The sequence below is a fragment of the Hahella sp. HN01 genome (assembly GCF_018986435.1).
Lineage (GTDB): Bacteria > Pseudomonadota > Gammaproteobacteria > Pseudomonadales > Oleiphilaceae > Hahella.
Window position 1 is genome coordinate 1 of sequence record NZ_JAHMIN010000051.1, and the last position, 21,603, is coordinate 21,603.

Below are 21,603 nucleotides of genomic sequence, written 5' to 3' on the forward strand. Positions count from 1 at the left end.
ATCAAATGGAAGACATGGAAGACGCTCTTTGCCAAATCTAATCCAACCGTCTTATGCTTAGACATGATGGTCTCCTCCTTCGTCCTTTGATTGCACTCATAATCATGGCACATTGCGATGCCGCTGCAGGAAAGGAGGAGACCATCTCATCGACCTACGTTCTTTTCGCGGAGGGACACGGCGGCGCCAAGCAGACATTGTGACTGCCGGGTGTCTCAATCATCAGGTAAAAAATAGAGTTGGTAGAGTTTTTCATACTCGCCAGAATCCTTCAGGTGATCTAGGGCTTCTTGCCACTTATCAACGGTTTCGTCAGGGATGTTGTTGGAAAAAGCAATATATCCTTCTGATACTAAAAGCACCACTGGCGTTTGCTGAATTTGATCTGGCGATATTTCCGCCTCTTTTAGCTTGCTTAATACTGTGCTTGAGGCTGAAACCGTTAAATCAACCCTGCCTTTCTTCAGCATATTGAAACAGCCAACATAGCTTACGTTGGTATAGATGTTATTAAAGTGATAGCTGCTAAGGATTTTGTGGTGTATTGCGCCATTCAGAACGCATATTGAGGAAACTTTTCTGGCGTCTTCTAATTTTGATATGCCTGTTGGAGCCGATTTCATTTCATAAAAATAATCTTCTTCTTTCTGAATGGGGCCAACCCATTTAACCATGTTTTCCCTATCTGGAGTTCTGCTGACATTAAACATCGCCAGGTCATTGTTTTTCGTGACCATCTGCATGCCTCTGGCAAAGGGGACTTCTTGAAACTTAGTGGGATGCTTCATTGCAAGCATCAATTCTCTAACGACTTCGATATTGAAAGCCCTTTTTCCGGAATGCTTTATGCCTCTAAGTTCACCAGCCTGGTCGGTATAAACCTGTCCTTCCACGTTATGAGTCAGAAAAGAAATTTCATCAGCCGTTACATAAGTGGTTATTAGAAGTGCGCCTAACAACGCTAGTCTTATTCGCTTCATGGGAGCCTCCAACGGGCGCGAAACACTGGGTCAGGGGTGTTTGGTTTCGCCCAACGGCCGAGCTAGGTTGCGCTGTAACGTCCATGCAAAGAGTAAAAAACGAGTAGTGTTAACAGACCCTGATGCTGGAAGAGCAATAAAGGTAATTATAGCAGTGATTGAGTACCGGCGACCGCGTTATATTGTTGATTTCATAGCCCCCATGCAGCGTTCAGCCACAAGCGCACCTAACCACCTAAATACTCACTACCTAAACACTAACACTAGGCAACTAACTCCAGCGTCTGTCGATAGGGGAGGCGCAAGGCGGAGAGGGCGTCTTCTTTGGATTTGATATTGGTGTAGCCAATGACCAGTCCGTATTTCCTGTCTTTCTTCTGGGCGTACCACATTGAAAGCGGCAGCACCTGCAGATTGTGCGACTGCCAGATATTGCAAAGCTCTCTGTCTTTGGCGCCGTGTTTCAGGAAGGCGACAATATGCATGCCGCCATTCTGAAGCGGCATATCGAAGTAGTCGCCGTAGATTTCCATAAACGCGTCATGCACCATTCTTCTTCTGGATTCATACAGAGACCGCATGCGCTTAAGGTGCTTGTAGAAAGCGCCGGACGATATAAATGACTCCAGAATTTTCTGTGGCAGCAGCGGCAGTCCTGTCTCAACCATTTCCGCCGTTTCGTAGAACTGTGGCAGCACGGCTTTGGGGATCACTACATAGGCGGTACGCAATGACGGCATGATGGTCTTGCTGAAGGTTCCCACGTAGATCACCCGGTCAAAGACATCCAGGCTTTTTAACGAGGGGATATTCTTGCGGGCAAAGTGGAACTCCCCGTCGTAGTCATCTTCGATGATCCACGCCTGATTCTCCTGCGCCCAGTTCAGTAACTGATGCCGTCTCGGTAAAGACAGGCTGACGGTAAGGGGGCTTTGATGGGAGGGCGTGGTGACGACAAATTTCGCATCGTTATGATGGGCGACCAGAAAGTCGACGTTGAGACCGTCCGAATCCACGGGCGCATAGAAGAGGTTTGGGACGCGTCTCTCTAACAGCTTTTGACCAAAGAAATAGCCAGGCTCTTCAAAAACGACTTTATCGTGGTTTGACGCTATCGCCTCAAAGATAAGCCTAAGACTGGAATTATAGCCATTGGTGATGAAGATCTGGTCTGCGGAGCAGTCTATGCCCCGTGAAATATTCAGGTAGTTTGCGATCGCCTGCCGAAGGGGGAGGTGTCCCATCACAGACGGATGGTTCATGTCCTCATAGGTCATGGAACGGGCCACTTTTCCTGATAGAAGCAGCCACTTTTTATATGGAAACTCATCCAGAGACGGAATGCCGAGCTGAAAGAATCCGCGCGCATCCCGAAAATCCACGATCTTTCTTAAATCCGGGTCATCAAGCTTGTTTGGCGCATGATTCCGGTAAGCGGCATCGATGACCAAATCCGGGTTAACGAGGGTTCCCCTGGGTCCTCGACTGACAAGGTAGCCCTCGCCAATCAAAACATCATACGCCGACTCGACGGTTTTTTTGGCGACGCCGAGCTCCTGCGCCAGATTGCGTATGGATGGCGCCCGCTCGCCGGGCTTCAGATCGCCTCGATGTATGGCGTTTATAAAGCGATCATAGATATCTTTGTAGCCCACCCTATGTCCTACCTAAAAATACGACTTTTGTACCCTTAAAATACGTCATTTTTCCCCATAATTCATCACCAGTCCGCCAGGTTGATTGGCGTCCGGGACGACCCGTAAAGCGCCTTATTGTTGTCTGGCCCCTAGCTGTCATAGATATCCTGATCCCGAAGGTGAGTAGTATGAATCTCTTGCACATCAAAGTGAGTCCAAATCTATATGGTTCCGCGTCGAGGGAAGTGTCCGACTACCTTGTCGACCGCCTGAAAATGAAATACCCGGATATCAATGAACATGTGCTCGACCTATCGCAAGAACCTTTGCCGCATCTGGACGGATTCACGATTGAAGCCTTCTTTACCAAGCCTGAAGAGCGGACCGAGCAGCAACAAAACGCCGTCAAACTCTCAGACAAAATGATCGACATGCTGTTCGCCAGCGAGGTGATCGTCCTGTCGTCACCGATGTGGAATCTGGGATTGCCCTCTGTGTTAAAGGCCTGGTTTGACCATGTCACCAGAGCAGGGCGGACCTTCAAGTTTACGGAAACGGGCGGCAAGGTAGGATTGGTTAAGGATAAAAAAGTGTACGTCGTCATGGCGAGTGGAAGCGTCTTTTCAAGCGGCCCCTTTGTCAGTCATGACCAGTTTACCCCCTATGTAAAAGTGGCGTTTGAATACATCGGCGTCACCGATGTGAATATCGTGCGGGTTGATGGCACGCACGATCCGCTGACCCGCAAATCCGCCGTTCCCAACGCGATTTCCAGCGTTGATGAAATGCCTATCTAGTTACCCGGATTCCGATCTCCAAACTTTTACGTTTAATCATCAGGCGCATGCCTGATTAATAAAGACCAGGAAAATTACCATGCGAGTACAACTTAAAGGCTTGATGAAAATACCGTTGATTGCGTTATATCTGAGTGTGTTTTCCCAAGCCGGCTATGCGGAAGACGCGGATTATGCCGCCGAAGGCGAGCGACGGGCTAAGGTTGCCGGTGAGTCACTGTTGGGCGCGCCGGCGCCGACATTCAAGATCAAGGACATTGACGGCGGCACGATCGATCTTGCTCAAATTTACGGCGAAAAGCCTGTTTATCTCAAATTCTGGGCGACCTGGTGCGGACCTTGTCGTGAACAGATGCAAGGGTTTGAAGAGATCTACAAAAAGTACGGCGATAAAGTTCAAGTGATCGCAATTAATACGGGGATCAGCGACACACTGGAATCCGTTACTGAGTTTCGTAAAAAAGTGGGATTAACCATGCCAATTACCATCGACAATGGAGAATTGGCGCGCGCTTTTCAATTACGCGTTACTCCTCAGCACGTGTTAATCGATAAAAAAGGCGAGTTCGCCTATTTCGGGCATAAAGATGATCAGACGCTCCATCAGGCGCTGGAGAGCGTCGTCGCGGAAAAGTCTGCCGGAAAACCACTCAACAACCCTGACCTGGCGCTCAACAATGAAGGCTATAAAAAAGGAGATACGGCGCAGGATATGTCTTTCTCAACCATCGATGAGCAATCGCTTAATTTTCGCTTTAACAGGTCAAACAGCAAAAAAGTGGCTGTTGTGTTCTTCGCGCCATGGTGTGAATGGTATCTAGAGGAAACGGAACCCAAGACCTCAAAAGCCTGCACTCAGGTTCGCGAACTGCTGGAAAGCAAATCCAAATCGACCGATGTGCAGTGGGTGACCGTTTCAAGCAACTTATGGACGTCGGCTGCCGATCTTAAAGATTATCGCAAGAGTTATGCCGCCATCCCGCCAATTGTATTCGATGACGATGGAGAGCTGTTTAAACAATTTGGCGTCAATCAAATACCCACTATCACCGTCATTGAGCCTAACGGGGTTATTAGCCTGAAATCTTCGATCCAGGATGAGGATTTCGATACCGCCTTACAAACTATTTCGTCCTTCAAATAAGCTGAATTAACCAGAAATAGCTGAACTAACGGGAAATAGCTGATCTAACAGAAATATAGGAAGCAGGCGCTGAATGAAACTCTTCACGCAATTAGTGACGACCTTGCTGGTTGTCTTGCTATGTTCGCAACAAGCCATAGCGAATGAACCACTGGAAAATCAGCGTCTGCTTTCTATCGCTATTGCGCTGGAATCAGATCATCCCGCCGCTGGCGGCACGCTGGAGCTGGCGTTAACAATGACGCCCCAACAAGGCTGGCATGGCTATTGGCTTAACCCTGGCGACGCAGGTTTTCCAACCAAGTTTAGCTGGCAGCTTCCTGATGGCGTGACAGTAGGGGAGATGCAGTACCCGGCCCCAAGCCAGCTCTTAACCGCTGATATCATGAACTACATTTATCCCGGCGAATTCACGCTGCTGACACGGGTAAAGATTGATAACAGCGTTGCGGAAAGAAGCTCGCTTCCCATAAAACTCGATGTCAGTTATCTGGTTTGCAGTCCCTCTGTGTGCCTGCCTGAACAGCAACGGGTTGAAACCACGCTGATTGTCGGTGACGGGCGCGTTTCCGAAGATCGCGCGCATAAATTCGCTCAATGGCGACAAAAGTTAGCCAGACCACTGGACGCCAAAGGACGGTTTTCCGTTGAAAACGGAGAGTTTACTCTGGCCTTGCCGTTACCGGGCTCAATCAAGATTGATAACGCTCATATCTATCCCGTCATTAATCATACGATTGCAAATAACGCCAAGCAGACTCTCTCCCATGACGGCGATGTTCTTCGCATGCAAACGCAAGCGGGCGATGAGCTGGGTGAACGATTTCAGGGCGTCCTGGTGCTGGATAACGGCATAGCGCTGAGTTTTGAGGCGGATAAATCCGAGCGCGCGACCTTACTATCTGAAGCGAAAAACAACCGCAGCGATTCATCGATCAAAAATACGTGGCTTCTGGGCTCCACGGCCTTTTTCGGCGCAATTCTGGGCGGTTTACTGCTCAACATCATGCCCTGCGTATTTCCTATATTAAGTTTGAAGATATTAAGCCTTACGCATCAGGAATCTGAAAAAGACGCCAGATCCGGCGCTGTTGCGTATACGTTTGGCGCTGTCTTGGTATGTGTTTTATTGGGCGGCGTGATCCTGGGACTGCGAGCGCTGGGGCATCAAATCGGCTGGGCGTTTCAGCTCCAGAGCCCTGCGGTGATCGCAGCGTTGATTGTCTTAATGAGCGCCATTGGATTCAATTTGGCTGGCCTCTTTGAAATCGGAACCATGACTTCCGGGTCTCGGCTGCAAGATAAAAAAGGTCCGATTGGCGACTTTTGGACCGGAGTTTTAGCCGCATTTATCGCCACACCTTGCACGGGGCCTTTCATGGCGACCGCTTTGGGGGCGGCCTTGGTGTTGCCCGCCGGCATCTCATTTACGATCTTTGCGGGCCTGGGTTTTGGCATGGCATTACCGTTGTTGTTGGTGAGTTTTATTCCCGCATTACGCGCACACTTACCGAAGCCTGGCGCCTGGATGACGACAGCCAGACGCGTACTTTCTCTGCCGATGTTTGTGACGGTCATTGGCTTAATCTGGGTTTTGATGCGGCAATCAAACAACGATTATGTTTTGTCCGTGCTCGCAGCTGCGATGTTGTCGGCGTTTGGTTTATGGATGACCGGCTTATGGCAACAATCGCAACGCAGAGGTGAATGGTGGCCCGCTATCTCATTAACGCTATTGCCGTTATTGGCGGTGATCAGCTGGATACCGCCCACTCATGTCCCTTCACAACTTGAGCAGAAAGAAGCCTCAGAAGCGGTTGCGTTTAATCAGGATCAGCTGAGCGCATTGCGTGAAAAACAAGACGTGTTTCTGTATTTCACCGCCGATTGGTGCCTGACCTGCAAGGTAAATGAAAAGACCTCCATCGACCAAACAGACGTAAAAGAAGCGTTTAAGCAAAGCAACGTCGTCACCATGGTTGGCGACTGGACCAGCGGCGATAGCAAGATAACCGAATTCTTGTCCCAACATGGCCGATCCGGCGTGCCTCTCTATCTATGGTATAAACAAGGGACAGGTACACCGTTGACCTTGCCCCAGGTTTTGACTCCGTCGGTGTTGATTAATCAGGCCGGTGGGTAGGCGCTTCATGGTTAGAGCAGGGGAAGTGACAGAGGCCGGGGGGCTTGTCTCTGTTTTCACTACGGTGATTAATTTGGCTGACGGATACTGCGCTGATTCTGCAAACACTCCGCCAGCCACTCTTCCTTATTTCTTGATGAATAAGGTTACTATCAGACCGCCAGACCTTCTAAACCTACTGCGGTTCGTGACACTGGTCATTCACCCAGATGGTGCAGCCCTGTCCCGGACCTGGCGTGCCGGTTCCTCCGCCTACGGAACATCCCAAGGCGCCGTTTTGTGTGACGCTGCCGCCGTCGCTCAAAGTCGCCATGAAATAGTAACGGCCGTCTGACGTACTGGATGTGCAGCGCGCGACCATATAGCCGACGCCCTGATCTTCAATGATTGCGCCATATTCCGCGCGCCACGTTTGAGAGGTTAAATAGGCGCCGCTATCGGAAACAAAGGTGTCGCAGGCTACTCGGCCTGAACCGAGGAACTCGCAGATGGTGTTGGTTCCAGCCGCCAGAGCGGCGTTGGTTCCCAGCAACAAAGCTGTAGCGGTCAGAAGTTTGTAGTTCATGATGTATCGCTCCTATCCAAGTTATTCTTCCTGCCGCTTTCTGCGGCGAAATCAGTATCCCGGTTCGCGTTTATTGGGACCATGACAGCCTGTTTTGTTGTATTGATCTTCTGTTTTGACTGTTGAGGAACTCCATATCGATAAGAGGGTCTGAATAAGATTGGCAATTACCCATGATCCAAAGAAGGAGCGAAAATCATATGGATAGCGTGGGGCGTGAAGGGCCCGATGCGCATGCATCCCCCCCAGAGCAGTTGTTGCGTCAGGTGTTTTTCAATCTCAGGGTCGATGGGAGCTTATACTTTGATAGCCACTTACACGGCGATTGGGGAATGGCGGTCGCCGCTTCTCCATATATACAGTTTCATTGCGTCGCATCAGGCGCTTGCTGGTTAACCACCGTAACGGAGCAGGTTCGTTTGTCGCCTGGCGATATCGCCCTGTGCATGCGAGGACAAATTCACACCCTTTCTTATACTCCTGATGTGGCGTTGGCGACGGATCAGGAGTATTTACAGAGTCTGCGGCAGGGCGCGCCGTTATTTCGCGAAGGCGTGTTGAATAATCGGCTGCTGTGCGGTCACTTCGCCATTGCGGATCGAGATACAATTCCTTTTCTTACAGGACTGCCCGACTTGGTTGTTGTCCGCCAGCAACCTAAAGCTGTGGAATGGGCAAGCGCGCTGAGAGGTCTCACGGAAAGCAACGAACTTGAAAACCATGGAAACCCAGTCAGCAATCGTTTGGCGGAAGCACTAATGATCCGTTTCCTGGAAGGGTATTTTCAGCAGCAGTCAAAGCAAGGCGAGTCGGCGATTGTCATTCAGGATAAGAGAATTGCCCGGGCGCTGAGTATTTTCCATCGTCGATACCACGAATCCCTTACCGTAGAGCAAGTCGCCGGCTCTGTGGGGATGTCTCGTTCTGCGTTTAGCGTTCTTTTTAAACGAAACTTGCAACAGGGTCCGATGGAGTACCTCAATAGCTGGCGTTTTTATAAGGCCCGCCAGATTCTTCGGCAGAGTCATCGTACTTTATTACAGGTTTCTCTTGAGGTGGGATACGCTTCCGAAGCCGCATTTATCCGCGCCTTCAAGCGCCGCTACGATATCACTCCCGGCGAATATCGGCTTGCGATGTTTGAGGCGTAGCGTCTTGCCGGAGGGCGAAGGGCGCAATTCTCTCTTTGCAGCACTGTTAGTTACTATGTCTACAATAGAAGTCATAACCGACCCACTCATATAAAGGACAAAGAGGTAATGATATGAAGGGCGAGTTAATATCGCGGCGGTTGCCTGACCTGTCACGGAGAAAACAGGGAAGGGGGCGTCACCCGCGCAGGCTATTACCATTCCAAGGTAAACCCCTCTCATCATTTTTAATGGATGCCTAATGCTGAATTCGCCACTTACCGATCCGAGATATCAGCGCATATTTTGTGCTCAGGTCACGTCGCTATTTGGAACCGGATTAACAACAATAGCGCTGGCTTTATTGGCGCATGAAATTGCGGGGGGAGAGGCAGGGGCCGTTTTGGGAACCGCGCTGGCTCTCAAAATGCTTGCCTATGTGGCCATCGCTCCAGTGATTGGCGCGTATATTCAGCGATTCCCAAGGAGAAAACTGTTAGTCGCCCTGGATATTTTCAGAGCCGCCGTGGTCTGTGTGTTACCGTTTATCGATCAGGTATGGCAAATATACTTGCTGGTGTTTCTCCTGAATGTATTTTCCGCAGGCTTTACCCCTGTATTTCAGGCGACTATTCCAGACATCATTAAGGACAAAGATCGCTATACGAAGGCGCTTTCATATTCCCGTTTAGCGTATGACCTGGAAAATCTGCTAAGTCCAATGCTCGCTGCGGCTTTGATTTCGGTAACGAGCTTTGGCGTTCTATTCCAGCTTAATGCGCTGACATTCATGGCGTCAGCGTTACTGGTTCTTTCCATTAGGCTCCCTGACCAAAAGCTGCAAAATGCGGTTACAGGCTTTTGGCGACGGTTGACCTACGGAGTGGCTATATACCTGAAAACGCCGCGCCTGCGAGCGATGTTTGCGTTGTGTATGGCTGTGGCGGCGGCGGGCTCTATGCAGATTGTGAACACCGTTGTTTATGTGCGCACTGTTCTGCAATTGGATGAGGTCTGGGTAGCGTTGGCGTTTGCTGCGGCTGGAGCAGGCTCGATGCTGGTGGCCTTGACGCTTCCCCGCGTGCTGTTAAAGGTTGCCGAGCGAAACCTGATGGTATGCGGCGGCTTTTTAATGAGCGCAGGGTTATTCCTGGGATTGCTGGAGCCATCAATAACGGGGCTGCTGTGCTTGTGGTTTCTGCTGGGCGTCGGCTCCTCGGCCGTTTTAACGCCTGTTGGTCGACTACTCACCGCGTCATGCCGGGAGACCGACAGGCCCGCTGTATTCGCCGCCCAATTTGCGTTGTCGCATGCCTGTTGGTTGATCGCATATCCTTTATCTGGCTGGCTGGGCGGCTTGAGTGGAATACAGAGCGCTTTCTTTGTTCTAGGCGTGATTACGTTACTCTCAACAGTCACGGCTGTTCTGATATGGCCGCGATTGGACGAATCTGAATTAGTGCATTATCACGCAGCGCACGCCCACCAACACATGCATTTCCATGACGAGCATCACCAGCATCAGCATGAGGGATGGGAGGGACCAGAGCCGCACAGCCATCCCCATCAACATTCCGGTGTAAAGCACAGGCACGTATTTGTAATCGATGATCATCATTTACAATGGCCAAAGTAGAGAAGAAACCGCACAAGGAAATGACGCCGCCTGTGAAATCCGCCCCCAAACCTCACATTTTGCTGGTAACGGCTATTGCAGCCAATGAGCTGGAGTCATGCGATTTTTCCTTCGAAATCACGCATGAGATTGTCTCTCCATATGATGACGTAGAAAAAATCCGTTCTATCGACAGACGTCGCAAAGACTACGGCTTTGATCCTGTAAGTGCTGTCGATGAATCCTCAGGTAAGTCCGCATTATTCGCCGCTCACGTAGACAAACGTTTAGTCGGTTTCGCTCTGATCGTTGAGAGTTGGAATGGCATGGCGGAAATTGCGGAGATAGCCGTCGACCGTAACGCACGCGGCCAAGGCGTAGGTATGATTCTACTTGGCGCTGCAGAAGAATGGGCGCAAGAACAGGGTTTCCGTTTCATTCGCCTCGAAACTCAATCGACCAATCCAGCGGCGTGCCAAGCTATATGCTCGTGCAGGATACAGGTTGGAAGGTTTTGATCGGATGCTTTATGCGAACAGCGAAAACGCGGGAGAAACGGCTTTGTTTTGGTATCGCAATCTAAAGGCGTGACCAACAGAGTTTGGAAATTGGAAATCAGATGTGGCTTGTTGTGAACGACGAACAGTCTTTAACAGAAGAGCGATTCGAAAGGGCCAAAGTCTGTGGGATAGTCATGACAAACAGAAACGCCGATACGGCATCCCTAATCCCAATATCCAATTTAACATAATATATATTATGCGCATTTATAAAGAACGAAAAACGGGGCGCTAAGCCCCGTCTGAAAATTCCCTGTTTTACATCTTTCTGCTGATCCTATCTAACCAACCATGAAAGCGCCGACTAAAAAGCACCTTATATAAAATAAATGCCCCGAGAAAAGGAACCAAAGCCAAAACGAAACCTTCCATATCAAAAATCCCCACAGGAGCAAAAGACTATAAAAGCATTATATCGCATCGATGTGAAAAAAATCATGTAGGTCGCTCCGCTCGCTTACATTGATTTTTTCACATCATCGATAGCGTCGTAACGTCTATCATCATCCGGCTGTTCCGGTATTTGCGCAGAATACCAAGTCACCAACTTAGACTTAATAACACAATAGTCCTCTCCAGTGCTGACAAAATGACTGCACATGTTGCGATTGATTACACGCTCACCACGCTCAGACCACAATATAAATTTATCGTTGACCGTGCCGACAATCCGCCAATCATCGCTGTATTCCAAATAGTCCAAATCCAACTCTATCGTTTGTTGTATACGGTGATTAGGCGTCGGCGCAGGAATAACGTTCGCGCTCTCAGACGTTTTTACATATTGCGACGTTGGAAGCGTCGTATTCGACTTGGGATTGTAATTGCGATGAGGCTCAACCGGCGCAGGCTCATGAACTGGAACCGAATCATTATCCAAGTCGGTTTTATCAGACCAAAAGTAACCATAAAGTTTATAGMAAGAATATATAGCCACAATCAGCGCTAACGGAATCCCAACGCGAAATATAGGCGATTTAAATATATTTGCCCGTCCGTCTATGATCTCCTCCATTCCCGCCGCAAAATCCGTTTTATTGCGTGTGTGAGAATGATAATACTTATAAACGTCCGCTTTATATTTACCTTTTAAATATCTAAAAGGCTTGCCGGGCTTCTGGCCCTGCGCGCAGCCATGAAAAACCTTAACCTGATAGTGTTTAGAAAGGCCTAAATGGTCCATTTTTACAGCTATATAGGTCTCGTTGACAATGTTACGAACAAAAGCGGCGACCTGCCCGAAATCCTGCGTGATCAGTACGATATCAGTCGTTTTGCCATCCTCGCCGACCGAGTGACGATGCTCCGTGAAGAACTCCAGCGCCTTGGGATCAACATTGTTAACCTTTATGCCAGCAGGCCAAATATGATGACATTCATCAATGATCCAAACTGCGCCCGGATAACGATCCAAATCATAGAAATCCGGCTCAACCTCTTTGCGATCAAAACGAATAATCTTACCCTTTGGAAAATCTTCCTCAAGATAACCAAATTTAAGCGCCAAATTGGTAACGATAGTTCGACCTAACTTAAGCGCAGGAATTACAACATTCTCAACTACACCGTAGGACTTTCCCGAACCCGGAAAGCCCGCATATCCCGCAATCATTAGCCTATCCCCGGAATCCTACGCAATATAAAACGAGCCAATAAGGCAGCAAAAATAACCGTCAATGCATAATTAAATTCCGCTATCGACAGAAACCACAACACGCCCGTATCAATGCTATTAAGCTGCGTCTGCAACACCTTGGGATCAACCGGGACCGGAATCATATTGATAAGGTATAAAACAACATCAACCACATATTCGAATATTTTGCGTGGCAGCCAAAGAACAACATCAAGCCAAGCCTCTAAGAGTGATTCTAATAGTTCCGTCATATTACGCCCTCAGAAATATCATGATCGCCAACAACGTCCAAGCGGCCATAAATGCAATGCCTAAAGCTGACCTATTATCGGCAATAATCGTGCAATGCATATCAAATCGAACATTGCCCAAATACTTAACATTGTCCTCGAAAATAGGACATGAGCCGGATGAAATAGAAGGCGGATTAGAATATGCCGTGACGATCGGCGCGTTACGAATACCCGAAAACAAACGGTCAGCGGACTGTTCGAGAGTCGGCGTTGAATCGTCCGTTATTATTCCAGGCGGAGAAACATCGCCGTCACCTAAATCAATCCCAGTTGAACCGCCATTAGAGCCGCCACCGTTATCGCTGCCACTACCATCACCACTGCCAGAGTCACCGCCAGACCCGCCGTCATCCCCGCCAGAATCGCCGCCATTGCTACCGCCTGAGCCGTCGTCCCCGCCGTCATCCGTCCCGCTGTCTGAGCCGTCATCCGGGTTATCAATCTTAGGTATACAAACCTGCGTGCCATTGAACTGCCCTGAAACCGTCCCAGCTGGGCACTCATCCCCCTCGCGATCAACGCACTGACCAGCCATGCGCACCTTGCACCCATCATCATCATAACTACCGCCATCGGGCTCAGTATCCCCGCCGTCTCCGTCACCCGTATCGCCGCCGCCAGAATCGCCGCCGCCATCGCCGCCACCAGAATCACCGCCGCCGCCATCTCCACCGCCGTCGCCATTGTCACTATTACCAACCTTATCGCCGGTATAACGGCACTCATAAATGGGCAACTGGCGCCCATCCTGAAACGGCATAACGTTACCGCTATCCTGACAAGATGCGAAACAACCTCCCTTAGCAATGGTAGTTACAGGCTCTAGAAACGATTCAGCATACTGGCCACGCTTGTTATCGCAGGGATTGTCTGGGTCGTCCGGCTCGCACGTCTCACCGTTTTGAACACTACCCTGCGGACATTCCGACGCCTGGACAAACGTCATTGAGCCTATGTAGTAATTAATCTCATTCAACACCCTGTAACAGCGCTTATCTGTCTCGTAAGAGCCCCGAACAACCAGAGGCGATGAGCTACCATAACCCAACGCACCTAGAGCAGCGGAACACGACGAGCCCGGATCAGGAAAAGCGCCGAAGGGCGCACCTGCAACGTTAGTCCAATATTTAACAAGAGCCGACGCATTGAGAGACAAGGACAGGCCTAGAAACAAAAGCAGATAACGCATGACTAATCCCTAAAAAACAAGGGCTCGTTGCGAGCCCTTAAAAAAACGTCTTCCAGCAACTGGCCATTCCCAGTATGAAAAACGCTAGTTCCAACAGCTCCGCCATTACTTGAGCATGCCCAATACCAGACGGGCGCCCTTACGAACAACGTAGACGCCGGCCAGCAAGCCAACAATGGCCGCTACTGCGGCAATCTCGCCGTCAAACTTGATGCCGCCAATGGTCGCAGACCAATCGAATGCAGACGCATTGGAAGACGCCAGAGCGGCAGCCAGAGACGCGGAAACAACACCAAATTGAGTTTTAATCTTACGCATAAAATATTCCTTTTAAATTAAATGTTTACTTAATCATCGATAACACAAATTTACCGCCAAAAATGACGGCAATTACAGGCAGACAGACGGCGTAACCCTGCGCGAATGCTTCGACTAACGCCGGTCCTGTAATCTCAGTTGGCACGGTCTGAACGACCTGGGCGATTGTCCCCGTGCAGGACACCGAGCCCGACACGACAGACCAATCCCCATCTTTGCAAACCAGTACCGTATTCATTACTCAGTAACCCCTTTACGCCGCATTCTTGCCCTTATCGGGCAGACCCACGGAAGCCGCAGGAGTCAACGGGACAATCGCATTCCCGTGCGGCTGGACGTGATAGCAGGTCAGCGCAGACGTTTTGCCTGTGAAGGATTCCACCCAGACAGCAACCTCAACGATTTGATCAAGCAACTTGCCTATGGTCTGCATAATCCCTTGATCAATGGCCGCCTTAGGAATACGAAGGTCATAGACTCGTTCACTCGGTCGCCCGTAACCGTCTTTAGACTCCGAAGCAATCCCCAACTCGTGACGAGTCCAAGGCTTACCTGACGCCGAAACGCCGCTAGTCTCACGCGTACCCAGTACGCGACCACGAATAATCAAACCTGTCTCTTTACCCATTGCTAACACTCCTGAAATATCACTCAAATTAACCGCCGCAGCGGCATCAAATCTCATAACGACCGACGCTAATCTCCCGGTCTATCTGCAAATCCGCTATGGCCTTAGCCAGAGACGGACTAGGAACACCGTCAGCACGCGACGCAAACAAATGCGCGTGTGTGTCCTGATATCTGGTAACAACTGGCCGCCCGCGATCCTCTGGAAGCGTTGGGTCTATCTCTGGCGGCTCTACTTCGTCATGATCGGCGTACAACTGCAAACGAGCCGGATAAGGTTGTTGGTCATCCGTCCGACGAATCTCAAAGAACACCTGATCAGGCGTCATTCCCAGCGCGTCCTGCATGTAATGCAACAACTTGCCGTAGGCGAGACGCGCGTACGCCACGGCCTTCTCGTACTCGATTGCGCACTTTTTTTGCATTGTCTTGACGACCTCCTGTGTCGAACTTACCCATGACAACGCCTTATAGGTGCCGGCGAGGTAATCTTTAGGACGGACCAAGGCATCGAACGGAATCACGCGGCCTTCGGAGGTCATCTCCACTTCAAAACGGTTCCATGGAGACGTGGGATCACCTAACTGTTTGCCCTTCTCATAGCCGCGAAACATCTTCCCGGACTTACGAGAGCCGACATAAAACGTACAGCCGTCATTAGTTCCGCAGTCATCGATAAACTTGCACTTCTTAACCGGCGCGCCCTGACCATTGAACAACCCAGCGGCGAACCACTCGCGAGCGTCATTGACGCCGTAACGGCCATCATGAAGGTCGGCAGCGATATCCAGACGAGTCAAACGACCCTCACGAGCCTCAAAAAACGTCTTAACTCGTTGCCATAGTTGCGGGAATTTATTGACCATCGCGCAGCCTTGGCCGTCCAGATATATCTGGCAACGCTCAGGGCGGCGACCAACTTCGTCACCGGTTCCATTACGAACAATATTGTTGCCGCCGTAGGCGATAAAACCGGCCTTACCCTTGAAATGGATGCAGTGTTGGAAATTGTTGCGAGGCCCGCGAACAGTGGGTTCCAGCTCGATTGAACGGCCAAAAACGAAACGAATGAGACGCGACAACGCCCGGATAAACCAAAAATCCTTATCCTGAATATTGTGCAAATCGATGTTCATTCCCCAGTCGCCAAAATCGGAGACATACGAGAGCGGGAATGTAATAGAAACCGTATCTATGAACGCTTCGCATTCAATTGGTTTGCAAGCAGGATGATCCCGTAATAACATTAAAAACGTCCCTGAACCAAAACTATGGACACCCGGCGAAAAAGGGTTGCCGCCCTGATTCGCCATCCTAAAAGCCTCTCGTTTGCCGACGAGGGGCTTTTTTATTGCCTCTCGAAAAATGTATAAAAATTACAAATCCCGTTGCGGGCGATTATAGACACATCGCAAATCGCGTGTAAAGGTCTGCTTTTTAGATTTGTAAAAAAATCGCAGAATCACACGCACACAGGCAACAACCATGAACGAGTCAGAGATGGGCGACAAATCACACAGTGTTCGAGTACGTGAAACCCGATGGGAAAAAATAGAAAAGCATGCATGGAAACTAAGCCAGCAAGCCAACCGATTTATAAAACCAACAGATATAGTTGACGCCGTACTATTCCTGCATGCGTCGAAAATCACGCTTGAGGACATAGAAAACGCCAAGAAAACAAGATGATAAATACTGCCCATCTGACCAACCCCTTTTAAAAACCAATCCCTGCGCGGGACTTGCCCGGTCGCTAAGCGACCGCCCCGCCTTCCGCTTCGCTACAGGTCGCCTACGGCGATCCCTTACTTCGACGCCGCGCAACATGCCAGCGGCGTCAGTGCCCGAAAACTTTACCCCCGTATTACTAACGGGGGCGACCCTGCCGACCATACCAAACGCAACGACAGACGCAGACGTGCTTAGCCTACGCTCCGCTTCGGCGGCTCGCGATGCTCGATGCTTAAAAGATGGGAAATCACGATATATGCCATCCTTGAGCGTGAGAGAGCACTTAGCGATACCTGCTAAGCCGGATGAAGGCGTGGCCTCCGTCCTTCGGACTGCGCGCAACGGCGCGTAAGGGCGCATGCAAACAAAAGGGCGTCACGAACGCGCCTGATGCTCGATTGAACGAGCATGATAATATCGTCTATCGTAAGTGGCGGTCAATATGTGAGCATGTGTCACAATGTAACCAGATAACCAGGCAGAGAGAAGGGCGTCAAATGTCCGCGGCTGAAGCCGCCGCATAATATATGTTATGTATCAATCGATTGCCGGGCCGTGGAGATTATCCCGGCAACCGATCGGCCGGGCGGCCGCCGCAAGGGTGAACATAACATTATTAAATTATGCGCACTCATGGATATGCATAGCGAGGCAGAGGCGTCTGTGGATATAGCGCCTCAGTTATTAAGATCCCTCATGTCGACTCTTTAAGGCTAAGCCTCGGGCTCATGGCAGACAGCTTCGATGTTGTGTCCGTCCGGATCAATAACAAATGCTGCGTAATAACTCGCGTGATATTGAGGACGCAAACCAGGAGCCCCATTGTCCTTACCGCCAGCTTCCAGGGCCGCCTGATAAAAATCCGCGACTTGCTGACGGTCTTTGGCGATGAAAGCCAGATGCAGATGTGCGGGTTTTTCCTTGGCCTCGAATAGACACAGTGAAGACTTACCGTCTGTGCTGAGCTCGATGCCAAGCAGACCTTCCTGAACAACAGTGACGCCGAGTGGCGTCAGCGCCTGGAGGTAAAATGCTTTGCTGACAGCATAATTACTGACTCCAAATACGACATGATCAAACACGAATAATTTCTCCTTTATGTGCGTGTTGGCCTCAATCACCATCGCTGGTGCGGGCGTGAATCATGTGAGGGATCTTAATAACTTTTGCTGGTGAAAGATAATTGGCCTAAGTCGGCTCACTCAGAACAGTTCTAATTGAAACTTGCACCTGCAAGCAGTGGCTTTGCGGTCGGTGATTTTTTGGATGGTGAATTTTGGATTTTGTGTGATGAGCGTAAATAAGGCGCAGTGCGAGCAGCAATATTCGTCATACACGCAATGTCCACTAATTGACATTAGTGGACATAAGAGCCGCAAAAGACACTATTTCATTTAACTCAAATGCTTAATTTCCAACTAAAACACTTAATTCCGTGACCACTACATCATGGCAGCCTTATGTGATTGGAATTTTTTCAGCTGCTTTTTCTTCGAGCTGAGTTTGGGTTAAGTTAGTTGGTTAAGCAAAGCTTACTTTGTTTCTAACAACGTTGCGTACAACAGCGGCAGCTCCCGCGGCAGACGCTTGATATTGTTGACCAGCACATAGCCTTTGTCGCCAAACAAGTACGGCAGGTATTCCTCCGCCTCCTTATCCACCGTAATACAGAATGGAATCAGCCCTTCTCTTCTCGCTTCCATCACTGCCTGACGGGTGTCCTCCAGTCCATAGCGGCCTTCATAGAGGTCGAGGTCGTTGGGCTTGCCATCGGTGAGAATCAACAACAGTCTTCGTGACGCTTTCTGTTCCCGTAGAATCTTTGTGGATTGACGAAGCGCAGCGCCAATGCGGGTGTAAAATCCCGGTCGCAGTGCGACTATCCGGCCTCGCACCGCATCCGTGTAAGGCTCTGCAAAGTTTTTAATGACGTGAAAGCGAACATGCTGGCGTTTGCAGGAAGAAAATCCGTATAGAGCAAAGCGATCGCCAACGGCGTCCAAGGCTTCGGAAAACAGCAGTAACGCATCGCTGATGACGTCAATCACACGCCTGTCGTTATCCACATAGGCGTCCGTGGACATAGACAGATCCGCCAACAACAGACAGTCCAGATCCCGTAATCGTCCGTTAAAACTCTTGAACATGGGCTGCTCAACGGCGCCGCCGGCGATTCTGTCAGCGCAGAATTCGTTCCAACGCTCCATTTCGATCTCTTCGCCATCCGCCTGATTGCGACGCCAAACCCGCATGGGGCGCATCATCTCGAAGCGAGCGCGCACCTCTCGCACCCCTCCGCGCAGACGGGATGGCGGCGCACAGGGCGGCGCGCGGTGATCCAACATCGGCTGTAACAGACAATGATCAGGAAGCAGTCGTCGGCTGCGGTAGTCCCATTCAGGCAGACGCAAACCGGGTCCCAATGGCGTGTCGTCTTCACTGGCGGAAGGCAGGTCCAGATTCAGCTTGATGCGCTGACCGCCGCCGAACTCCTGTGTGGACAAACTGAGATGGTCCAAATCTTCAGCGACGCGCGTCGCATCCTCATCAGGGCTATCATCTGCGGTGCGATCCAGCTTCAGGTATTCAGACCAGCTAAACAGATTCTCCAGACGAAAGACCAATAGTCCTTTGTCGCCGTCGTGATCCTGCACATATTCTCCCCTCGCCTTTTTCTCTACTTTCTCTTCTGGCGCAGCCTGTGGCCGCTGCATCTGCGCGTCCGACGCCACATTTCGCCGCACCGACATATCAGAAGCCCGCAAGGAGGAATACAACCAGAACGGAGGCGGCTGCACGCCATCTATATCCGCATCCTGGATCTGGGCGGTTTCGGGAGATAGTAATGCAGCGCGCAAACGCGCCTCCTTGCTCCGCAGCGTCGGCGGCAGGCTTTCAAGTGGCTCGCGTAGGGGGATATAGGCCGCCGCCATGGCGTCATACCGCGCGCGCATTGCTGGATAGGCGGCGCGCAGAGCGGAATATCGAAAGCAGGCGTTTTGCGCCCAACCAGAAACATACGGAAGCGACTGCGCCGCCATCGCCGCCAGCATCCTGTAGACTTCCCGATTCAGTTCAGCCCTGGGGAACAGGGCGATCTCCTCCGGCAGCGCCAGCACTTCCTCATCGAGATAAGCCAGCGCCAAGCGTCGATGACTGCCCGCCACGCGACGCCAGAATGAGCGCGGCAGTGTCACGGGGCGCTCAGCGGCGGCTTCAATGCGGACAGCGCGTTCGCCGCCGAGGGCGCGGTACAGGACGCCGACTTCCTTGCGCATCTGCGTCAAGGTTACCGCCGCCTCAGCGTAACGATCGTCCGCATACCGGGTTACTGCCCGATGCCAGAGACTGCCGACCCACTCTTCCACTTCAAACATGACGACTGGCTCAGGCGGACTGAGCTTGCGGACCTTTCACAAAGAAGCTGGCGAAGTAGCAAACCAGCCCCACCAGGAATACCAGTCCCGCGCCTTCCCGCAACCAGTAAAAAACGGCGATTTTTTCCTGGGTCACCATAAACGGCAGCGCTCCCGCCGCCTCGGGAAGACGCTGCAGCCATACTTGCAGAATGCCGGCGCCAGTCAAAAACAGTGTGATAAACACCATCGCCACGGTCATCAACCAGAATCCCCACATTTCCACGACCTGCGAGCGATTGCTGTTGCCTTCCGTGCGTCCGCTCATTATCGGCATCGCATAAGAAATAATGGTCAATACGATCATTGCGTAAGCCCCATAAAACGCCATATGACCATGGGCGGCGGTAATCTGGGAGCCATGAGTGTAATAATTAACCGGCGCCAGCGTATGCAAGAAGCCCCAGACGCCCGCTCCCAGAAACGCCATCACTGCGGTACCCATCGCCCAAAGGGTGGCGGCCTTGTTGGGATGAACCCGACGCCGACGGTTGACCATGTTAAAAGCGAAAATGGTCATAGCGAAGAACGGCAATGGCTCCAGTGCGGAGAAAAAGCCACCCAGCCAATGCCAATAAGGCTCTGGACCAATCCAGTAATAATGGTGCCCCGTGCCGATAATACCGGTAATCAGCGCCATGCCGATGATCACATACAGCCACTTTTCAATCACCTCGCGGTCCACGCCAGTCACCCGAATCAGTACAAACGCGAGAATCGAGCCCATGATCAGTTCCCACACGCCTTCCACCCATAGATGCACCACCCACCACCAGAAATACTTGTCTAAAGCCAGATTGCTGGGATTGTAGAAAGAGAATAGAAACATCACCGCCAGCCCAACCAAGCCCGTCATCAACACCACATTGATCACCGTTTTGCGGCCCTTGAGAATGGTCATGCCCACGTTATAGAGAAAGCCGAGGCACACGATCACGATACCCACTTTGGTCAGCGTGGGCTGCTCCAGAAACTCCCGCCCCATGGTCGGGAAAAACTTGTTGCCGGTGATCTCCGCCAGCTTGGCGTATGGAACCATGAGATAGCCCAGAATCGTCAGCACGCCGGCCGCGGCGAAGACCCAGAATAAGATCAACGCCAGTTTGGGACTGTGCAGTTCCGTTTCGCACTCTTCCGGGACCAGAAAATAAGTCGCCCCCATAAAGCCGAACAGCAGCCACACAATGAGCAGGTTAGTGTGCACCATGCGGGCGACGTTAAAGGGAATCTCAGGAAATAAAAAATCCCCGATCACATATTGCAGGCCCAGGATCAATCCAAACAGGATCTGCCCGGCGAACAGGATCAGGGCGAAAACAAAATAGGGTTTGGCTACCGCCTGTGACTGGTATTTCATGCCTTCTTCTCCGTGCTGTCCCGCTTAGCCTTCAATATTGGGCGGCCAATTGTTGTCATCGATTTTGGAGGTCCATTTGAGGAACTCCGCCAGATCTTCCACCTGCTCGTCGGTCAGGTTGAATTGCGGCATTTTCCGGCGCCCGGGCACATCCAGTGGCTGCGCCGCCATCCAGGCTTTCAGAAACGCAGTGAAAGCCTGTTCGCCGCCGCGGCGGTCAAACACATTGGCCAGCTCCGGCGCAAAATACGCGCCCTCGCCCATTAACGTATGGCATCCGATACAATTGTTTTCTTCCCAGATTTCCTTCCCTCTGGCCACCGCCTCAGTCAGTTGATCCCGGTGATCACGCTGCGGTAGAGCCTGGGTGGTTTGATAGGTCAATGCGAGAAACAGCAGAATAAAAAACAGACTGCCGCCGTAATAGATATTACGGGCGGCGCTCTTACTGAATTTTTCCGGCAT

21 protein-coding genes are annotated in these 21,603 nt (G+C 50.9%); 7 read left to right on the forward strand and 14 right to left on the reverse strand.

Going from position 1 to position 21,603, the window contains the following annotated elements; genetic code table 11:
* Window positions 1-215: 215 nt before the first annotated feature.
* Together KP814_RS29470 and KP814_RS29475 are read right to left on the reverse strand one after the other, a co-directional pair.
* Window positions 216-980: an ABC transporter substrate-binding protein gene (locus KP814_RS29470; RefSeq protein WP_216740135.1), complete on the reverse strand. Its 765-nt coding sequence runs from the start codon at window positions 978-980 to the stop codon at window positions 216-218.
* 263 nt (window positions 981-1,243) lie between these two features.
* Window positions 1,244-2,635, reverse strand: a complete 1,392-nt coding sequence (locus tag KP814_RS29475) for a PLP-dependent aminotransferase family protein (RefSeq protein WP_216740136.1) — start codon at window positions 2,633-2,635, stop codon at window positions 1,244-1,246.
* Between the two features lie 170 nt (window positions 2,636-2,805).
* Here KP814_RS29475 and KP814_RS29480 point away from each other — a divergent pair, with 170 nt between their 5' ends.
* The 3 genes from KP814_RS29480 to KP814_RS29490 all read left to right on the forward strand — a co-directional run bounded on the left by KP814_RS29480 (window position 2,806) and on the right by KP814_RS29490 (window position 6,701).
* Window positions 2,806-3,414 (forward strand): FMN-dependent NADH-azoreductase, encoded by a 609-nt coding sequence (locus KP814_RS29480; RefSeq protein WP_216740137.1) that lies wholly within the window; start codon window positions 2,806-2,808, stop codon window positions 3,412-3,414.
* A 79-nt stretch (window positions 3,415-3,493) separates the two neighbouring features.
* Entirely contained in the window at window positions 3,494-4,558 is a 1,065-nt protein-coding gene (locus tag KP814_RS29485; protein ID WP_216740138.1) for a redoxin domain-containing protein, read from the forward strand.
* 73 nt (window positions 4,559-4,631) lie between these two features.
* Window positions 4,632-6,701, forward strand: coding sequence for a protein-disulfide reductase DsbD (locus KP814_RS29490; RefSeq protein ID WP_216740139.1), 2,070 nt, complete (start codon window positions 4,632-4,634; stop codon window positions 6,699-6,701).
* A 175-nt stretch (window positions 6,702-6,876) separates the two neighbouring features.
* Here the strand turns inward: KP814_RS29490 and KP814_RS29495 are convergent, their stop codons facing one another.
* Window positions 6,877-7,266 (reverse strand): hypothetical protein, encoded by a 390-nt coding sequence (locus KP814_RS29495; RefSeq protein WP_216740140.1) that lies wholly within the window; start codon window positions 7,264-7,266, stop codon window positions 6,877-6,879.
* A gap of 200 nt (window positions 7,267-7,466) precedes the next feature.
* Here KP814_RS29495 and KP814_RS29500 point away from each other — a divergent pair, with 200 nt between their 5' ends.
* From KP814_RS29500 to KP814_RS29510, 3 genes are all read left to right on the forward strand, one after another.
* Entirely contained in the window at window positions 7,467-8,417 is a 951-nt protein-coding gene (locus KP814_RS29500) for an AraC family transcriptional regulator (RefSeq protein ID WP_216740141.1), read from the forward strand.
* A gap of 241 nt (window positions 8,418-8,658) precedes the next feature.
* Entirely contained in the window at window positions 8,659-10,032 is a 1,374-nt protein-coding gene (locus KP814_RS29505; protein WP_216740142.1) for an MFS transporter, read from the forward strand.
* Window positions 10,020-10,529: a GNAT family N-acetyltransferase gene (locus KP814_RS29510; protein ID WP_216740143.1), complete on the forward strand. Its 510-nt coding sequence runs from the start codon at window positions 10,020-10,022 to the stop codon at window positions 10,527-10,529. The genes KP814_RS29505 and KP814_RS29510 overlap by 13 nt, the downstream gene beginning before the upstream one ends.
* 499 nt (window positions 10,530-11,028) lie before the next feature.
* Here the strand turns inward: KP814_RS29510 and KP814_RS29515 are convergent, their stop codons facing one another.
* From KP814_RS29515 to KP814_RS29545, 7 genes are all read right to left on the reverse strand, one after another.
* Window positions 11,029-12,183: a zonular occludens toxin domain-containing protein gene (locus KP814_RS29515; RefSeq protein ID WP_216740144.1), complete on the reverse strand. Its 1,155-nt coding sequence runs from the start codon at window positions 12,181-12,183 to the stop codon at window positions 11,029-11,031.
* Window positions 12,183-12,458 carry a DUF2523 family protein gene (locus KP814_RS29520; protein WP_216740145.1) on the reverse strand — a complete coding sequence of 92 codons (276 nt, stop codon included), beginning with the start codon at window positions 12,456-12,458 and terminating at the stop codon, window positions 12,183-12,185. The genes KP814_RS29515 and KP814_RS29520 overlap by 1 nt, the downstream gene beginning before the upstream one ends.
* 297 nt (window positions 12,459-12,755) lie before the next feature.
* Window positions 12,756-13,199, reverse strand: a complete 444-nt coding sequence (locus tag KP814_RS29525; RefSeq protein WP_216740146.1) for a hypothetical protein — start codon at window positions 13,197-13,199, stop codon at window positions 12,756-12,758.
* 595 nt (window positions 13,200-13,794) lie between these two features.
* Window positions 13,795-14,007: a hypothetical protein gene (locus tag KP814_RS29530; protein WP_216740147.1), complete on the reverse strand. Its 213-nt coding sequence runs from the start codon at window positions 14,005-14,007 to the stop codon at window positions 13,795-13,797.
* A gap of 25 nt (window positions 14,008-14,032) precedes the next feature.
* Entirely contained in the window at window positions 14,033-14,245 is a 213-nt protein-coding gene (locus KP814_RS29535; RefSeq protein WP_216740148.1) for a hypothetical protein, read from the reverse strand.
* A 15-nt stretch (window positions 14,246-14,260) separates the two neighbouring features.
* On the reverse strand, window positions 14,261-14,635 hold the full coding sequence (locus KP814_RS29540) for a DNA-binding protein (RefSeq protein ID WP_216740149.1): 375 nt from the start codon (window positions 14,633-14,635) through the stop codon (window positions 14,261-14,263).
* Between the two features lie 46 nt (window positions 14,636-14,681).
* Window positions 14,682-15,947 carry a replication initiation factor domain-containing protein gene (locus tag KP814_RS29545; protein ID WP_216740150.1) on the reverse strand — a complete coding sequence of 422 codons (1,266 nt, stop codon included), beginning with the start codon at window positions 15,945-15,947 and terminating at the stop codon, window positions 14,682-14,684.
* A gap of 172 nt (window positions 15,948-16,119) precedes the next feature.
* Between KP814_RS29545 and KP814_RS29550 the strand changes: the two genes are divergently transcribed.
* Window positions 16,120-16,323, forward strand: a complete 204-nt coding sequence (locus KP814_RS29550) for a hypothetical protein (protein ID WP_216740151.1) — start codon at window positions 16,120-16,122, stop codon at window positions 16,321-16,323.
* A 755-nt stretch (window positions 16,324-17,078) separates the two neighbouring features.
* Here KP814_RS29550 and KP814_RS29555 read toward each other — a convergent pair.
* The 4 genes from KP814_RS29555 to KP814_RS29570 form a co-directional block, all read right to left on the reverse strand.
* Window positions 17,079-17,447 carry a VOC family protein gene (locus KP814_RS29555; protein ID WP_216740152.1) on the reverse strand — a complete coding sequence of 123 codons (369 nt, stop codon included), beginning with the start codon at window positions 17,445-17,447 and terminating at the stop codon, window positions 17,079-17,081.
* 450 nt (window positions 17,448-17,897) lie between these two features.
* Window positions 17,898-19,742: a nitric oxide reductase activation protein NorD gene (locus KP814_RS29560; RefSeq protein ID WP_216740153.1), complete on the reverse strand. Its 1,845-nt coding sequence runs from the start codon at window positions 19,740-19,742 to the stop codon at window positions 17,898-17,900.
* Window positions 19,743-19,752: 10 nt separating this feature from the next.
* Complete coding sequence (locus tag KP814_RS29565) at window positions 19,753-21,138, reverse strand: cbb3-type cytochrome c oxidase subunit I (protein ID WP_216740154.1); 1,386 nt, start codon at window positions 21,136-21,138, stop codon at window positions 19,753-19,755.
* Window positions 21,139-21,162: 24 nt separating this feature from the next.
* On the reverse strand, window positions 21,163-21,603 hold the full coding sequence (locus tag KP814_RS29570) for a cytochrome c (protein WP_216740155.1): 441 nt from the start codon (window positions 21,601-21,603) through the stop codon (window positions 21,163-21,165).

Coding starts and splice junctions, on each gene's coding strand:
- KP814_RS29470 (WP_216740135.1), bottom strand. CDS start 980: ATGAAGCGAATAAGACTAGCGTTGTTAGGCGCACTTCTAATAACCACT.
- KP814_RS29480 (WP_216740137.1), top strand. CDS start 2,806: ATGAATCTCTTGCACATCAAAGTGAGTCCAAATCTATATGGTTCCGCG.
- KP814_RS29485 (WP_216740138.1), top strand. CDS start 3,494: ATGCGAGTACAACTTAAAGGCTTGATGAAAATACCGTTGATTGCGTTA.
- KP814_RS29490 (WP_216740139.1), top strand. CDS start 4,632: ATGAAACTCTTCACGCAATTAGTGACGACCTTGCTGGTTGTCTTGCTA.
- KP814_RS29495 (WP_216740140.1), bottom strand. CDS start 7,266: ATGAACTACAAACTTCTGACCGCTACAGCTTTGTTGCTGGGAACCAAC.
- KP814_RS29500 (WP_216740141.1), top strand. CDS start 7,467: ATGGATAGCGTGGGGCGTGAAGGGCCCGATGCGCATGCATCCCCCCCA.
- KP814_RS29505 (WP_216740142.1), top strand. CDS start 8,659: ATGCTGAATTCGCCACTTACCGATCCGAGATATCAGCGCATATTTTGT.
- KP814_RS29510 (WP_216740143.1), top strand. CDS start 10,020: ATGGCCAAAGTAGAGAAGAAACCGCACAAGGAAATGACGCCGCCTGTG.
- KP814_RS29520 (WP_216740145.1), bottom strand. CDS start 12,458: ATGACGGAACTATTAGAATCACTCTTAGAGGCTTGGCTTGATGTTGTT.
- KP814_RS29530 (WP_216740147.1), bottom strand. CDS start 14,007: ATGCGTAAGATTAAAACTCAATTTGGTGTTGTTTCCGCGTCTCTGGCT.
- KP814_RS29535 (WP_216740148.1), bottom strand. CDS start 14,245: ATGAATACGGTACTGGTTTGCAAAGATGGGGATTGGTCTGTCGTGTCG.
- KP814_RS29540 (WP_216740149.1), bottom strand. CDS start 14,635: ATGGGTAAAGAGACAGGTTTGATTATTCGTGGTCGCGTACTGGGTACG.
- KP814_RS29545 (WP_216740150.1), bottom strand. CDS start 15,947: ATGGCGAATCAGGGCGGCAACCCTTTTTCGCCGGGTGTCCATAGTTTT.
- KP814_RS29550 (WP_216740151.1), top strand. CDS start 16,120: ATGAACGAGTCAGAGATGGGCGACAAATCACACAGTGTTCGAGTACGT.
- KP814_RS29560 (WP_216740153.1), bottom strand. CDS start 19,742: ATGTTTGAAGTGGAAGAGTGGGTCGGCAGTCTCTGGCATCGGGCAGTA.
- KP814_RS29565 (WP_216740154.1), bottom strand. CDS start 21,138: ATGAAATACCAGTCACAGGCGGTAGCCAAACCCTATTTTGTTTTCGCC.
- KP814_RS29570 (WP_216740155.1), bottom strand. CDS start 21,603: ATGCCGGAAAAATTCAGTAAGAGCGCCGCCCGTAATATCTATTACGGC.